The sequence below is a fragment of the Oleiphilus sp. HI0061 genome (genome assembly GCF_001635675.1).
Map to the genome: position 1 here is coordinate 1 of NZ_LWFE01001014.1, position 3,852 is coordinate 3,852.

Below are 3,852 nucleotides of genomic sequence, written 5' to 3' on the forward strand. Positions count from 1 at the left end.
ATCCATATATAACTGGGCGATTAGGCGACGCATATTCCTGGTTTTAAGGTGGATGCATATTCCTAACGGCCTAGCGAACAAAATTGACCGAGTTTTCTTTGCAGTTAGAAGGCGTTTATTTCCCATCTGGGACCCTTTAAGTAACCCTAACGAACAGTCTCGCTTACTATATGATGATTTTGGCGGTAATGCGCCAGAGCAAAAAAGCCACGCTACGAAATAAAGTAACCGATATGTTTGCTGAAGGAGCAAAACCATTAATATTTTAATCGTCGCAAATTCTCTAGACAAAGGTGGCCGAACGAAACGAATCAGCCAAGAGAAATCTGGTCTTGAAGCACTTGGTCATTCCGTCTTTCTTGCATCGTTTGAGCCACCACCTTCGTGGGTGTTAGAACAACACCAGGACAGCACTAACTGGCTGTGCCTCACTAAGAAAGAAGGCAAGTTTGATTTCGCTCTGATCCGGCAATTAATCAACACACTAAAAACAATGAAGATCGATATTGTACATGCGCATTGTGAAGCTTCTGCACTCTATGCAGGTCTCGCATGTAAGTTAACACGAAAACCAATAATCGGTACTTATCACCGCTCAGAACTACGTTATTATCAACCCACCCTAAAGAACAAACTCTCTGCTTGGTTATTGAATCATTACATCGCTATATCGAATGAGAGAAAGCTGCGCATGGTGAATCAGCTTGGTATAAACGATAAAAAAACAACCACCATTCATGGTGGCGTAGAACTAAGCGAAGTACCCCAACCTGAAGGTAATGCGACACAAGCAGCAAAAGACAAGTTAGCACTTAATGGGCGTATTTTATTCTCTGCAGGTCATTTAGGGCCCATTAAAGGGCATGACGACAGTATCGAAGCCTTAGCACTATTGAAACAAAAGTCCCCTAAGGTTCTCGATAGCACTCACCTATACATTGCTGGCGACGGGGCACCTCAAGACTATGAGCGACTTAGAACGCACATTAGAGATAAAGGCCTGGAAGATAAAATCACCCTACTCGGCCAGGTCACCAATGTAATGGATTGGATGCAGGCCTGCGATATCTTTCTACAACCCTCCCGAGAAGAAGGTTTCGGCTTGGTTTTCATCGAGGCTGGCATATGCCATAAGCCGACACTGGCAACCCAGGTTGGCGGCATCCCTGACATCATCATTAATGAAGAAACTGGCATTTTGGTACCACCAGAAAGCCCCAAGGTATTGGCAGAAAAGTTAGATTTACTTTTAAATAACGACTCGCTCGCACAAAAGTTAGGAGAACAGGCCCACCAAAGAACCCTGGATCACTTCTTACTCTCTGACCAGATTCAGAAGTTGGAGAAAGTTTATCGTGATCAGCTCTAAACACAAAGCTCTATTCGGCATCTACTTACTTGCTCTTCACGTATTTGCCGCATTCTTGTTCAATAAAACTTATACATTTCAAAAAGTGCTAATCGACCTTGGCCTAGAGCAACGCCCCTACGTTAATAGTCCCACCTATAAAGCAACACTCGCCCACCAGTTAAGGCGAGATGGAAATACCTCTCCCGAGTCTATCGCATTCTTCGGAGATAGCATGATACAAGGCTTAAATACTAGCGCGATTATAGATAGAAGCGAGAACTACGGTATTGGTTTCGATACAACTGAAGGTTTGTTAAATAGATTATCTCAATATCGTTCAAGCCAAATTGCTAACACTATTATTATTTGTATTGGTACTAACGATCTTAGCATTCTTACTCCTGAGCAAATCGTAAGTAACATACTAAAAATAATTGACATAACACCAGAAACACAAAACATATATATTTCAGGAATACTCCCTATATCCCTAGAACGAAATCAGAAATTACAGCACCAAGCACCAATCAAGCAAACTAACCAACTCTTAAACAAAGCACTCAGACACAGCCTAAACACAACCTTCATCCCTCCACCCAATGAATTGCTGGATAAGTCAGGCCACTTATCTTCAAAGCATCATATCGGAGATGGCTTGCATCTGAGCTCATCTGGTTATGACATCTGGATAAACCACCTCAAAGACTACCTGAACATTCAACCTCTTAAAGAAAGTTTATAAACGAGTAGATATAAATTTCACCTATAAACTCTAGCGAGCTCTAGCTCTTTTTCTGAACAAAGACTGACCAAGGTCAAATACCCGCGTTTTTTATACGTATAAAATTCATTCCACCCGATTATCAAAACTGAGGTCTAAGGAATGAGCCAGAAAAAAGTAACATTAGTGATTTCTCCCAGGGATCGTTATAGCGGTCTCTCTGACTGTATCAAAAACGTTTATGAGCATACCGACAGTTCGCTATTTGACCTGATCATTCTTGATTTAGGTTACCCTTCGAGTGAAATCGCTTTAGCCAAAGAAGCCATTGCAGGAAAGGATAACGCCAAGATTATTTCTCACGGGCGCATAATCCCACTAGAAGGAATCAGCAAAATACGCGACCAAATCAAAACTCCCTTTACCTTTCTGCTAGATAATGACTCAAGAGTTTCTGAAGGTTGGCTCCCACCACTTATCGAAACTGGTGAAAAAACAGGTGCTGCTGTTATCTCCCCACTAACGCTAGAGAAAGATGGTGTCGACGGAGACTATACCCGTAACCATATCTATACCGTTGAGATCCGCACGATTGAAGTTGAAGGTAAAACTTATCTTATCGAGCATAAGCCTTACCGCCGTGAACTGCCTGAAAACATGCCAAAAGAAACCGTGCCGACTCAAGCATTTGAACTACATGGCGTCATGTTTAATACACAAGCCTTACAAAACATTGAACTGCCACATATGACAATTCGTGAACATCTGGATATTGGCATGCAGCTTCAGGCAAAGGGAGAGAAGCTCTATGCCGAACCACGCTCAGTCATCTACTTTGATAACCTGGGCACACGAGCTAACCTAAGCGACCTAAAGTATTTTGACCTTCGCTGGAATAGAAAAATCGGAAAATACTCACACGATCTATTTGAAAAGCGCTGGGGGTACAAATGGTATGCAGAAGAATCGGTCTATTTTTGGTGTCAGCGCAGAAGACTATACATAATTTTACGCTGGGCTTTTCTTCCAATAAAAGTTGCAAACCTACTAGACCGTATCGTCAGTAGCGTTAAACGGCGGTTCTTTCCTATTTGGGATCCGGTCAAGAACCCTCTTGAACATTCGAAATTACTGTATGATACTTTGGAAAACAATTCGCCTGTGCAGAAGAGTCACAACTTGACACTAAATTAAGTAACTTTCCGTGAACTACAATTAAGACGCTTTTGTTAGTTGTAGTTCACGAAAGCAAATCTTTGATCCCATAAAAGCCACACATGATGACAGTGTATACTCCATATACTATTTAGGAGTATCGACTCTTACGTACCAGTATCGGGCTTTCAAAGTATTTATAAGACACACTAGATATCATATATGTTAAAGCTAGCCCTCCTCCGTATCCCAAAATACGATCGCTATTAGACATTTCGCCACCATATCGTTCAATTAAATGAATAATTGGGTAGTGATATATATATAAGCCATAAGATATTTTTCCAGTGTATACCATAAACCGTCCTTCAAATACGGCGTTTTTCAAGGTAGTTGTCGCCTGAGCATTTAAGCTGCTTGTTTTTCCTTCTCCGGGTTCAACTTAACGTCACCCACTTTCTCCCAGTTCCGCGTAGCTTTTGACCACCTTATTTGGTTCTTTCTTTTCATCTTGCGATAAAGCTCATCCCTCTTCGATAATATTTCTTCATCCAGACCTAAGTGCCTTTGCTCTGGGGTAACAAAGTTAATTCGACTATGCCGGTGCTCTGTGTTGTACCAAGTG

At 41.7% G+C, this 3,852-nt stretch carries 4 protein-coding genes and 1 pseudogene; 4 read left to right on the plus strand and 1 reads right to left on the minus strand.

The window, feature by feature from the left end; translation table 11 throughout:
- The 4 genes from A3735_RS29695 to A3735_RS12535 form a co-directional block, all read left to right on the plus strand.
- Nucleotides 1-223, plus strand: a 223-nt coding sequence (locus A3735_RS29695) for a hypothetical protein (RefSeq protein WP_231882551.1), incomplete at its 5' end; no start/stop codon positions are given.
- Nucleotides 224-268: 45 nt separating this feature from the next.
- A complete protein-coding gene (locus tag A3735_RS12525) occupies nt 269-1,369 on the plus strand; it encodes a glycosyltransferase family 4 protein (protein ID WP_369808629.1) in 1,101 nt (366 codons plus the stop codon).
- Entirely contained in the window at nt 1,356-2,093 is a 738-nt protein-coding gene (locus A3735_RS12530; RefSeq protein ID WP_068511700.1) for a GDSL-type esterase/lipase family protein, read from the plus strand. Before A3735_RS12525 ends, A3735_RS12530 begins: the two co-directional genes overlap by 14 nt.
- Before the next feature lie 141 nt (nt 2,094-2,234).
- A complete protein-coding gene (locus A3735_RS12535) occupies nt 2,235-3,266 on the plus strand; it encodes a glycosyltransferase family 2 protein (protein ID WP_068511696.1) in 1,032 nt (343 codons plus the stop codon).
- 369 nt (nt 3,267-3,635) lie between these two features.
- Here A3735_RS12535 and A3735_RS31915 read toward each other — a convergent pair.
- Nucleotides 3,636-3,852, minus strand: a pseudogene (locus A3735_RS31915) (IS3 family transposase); the annotation flags it as partial.

Bases quoted from the DNA above. Each gene is read 5' to 3' on its own strand.
- A3735_RS12535 (WP_068511696.1), top strand. From the start codon at position 2,235: ATGAGCCAGAAAAAAGTAACATTAGTGATTTCTCCCAGGGATCGTTAT.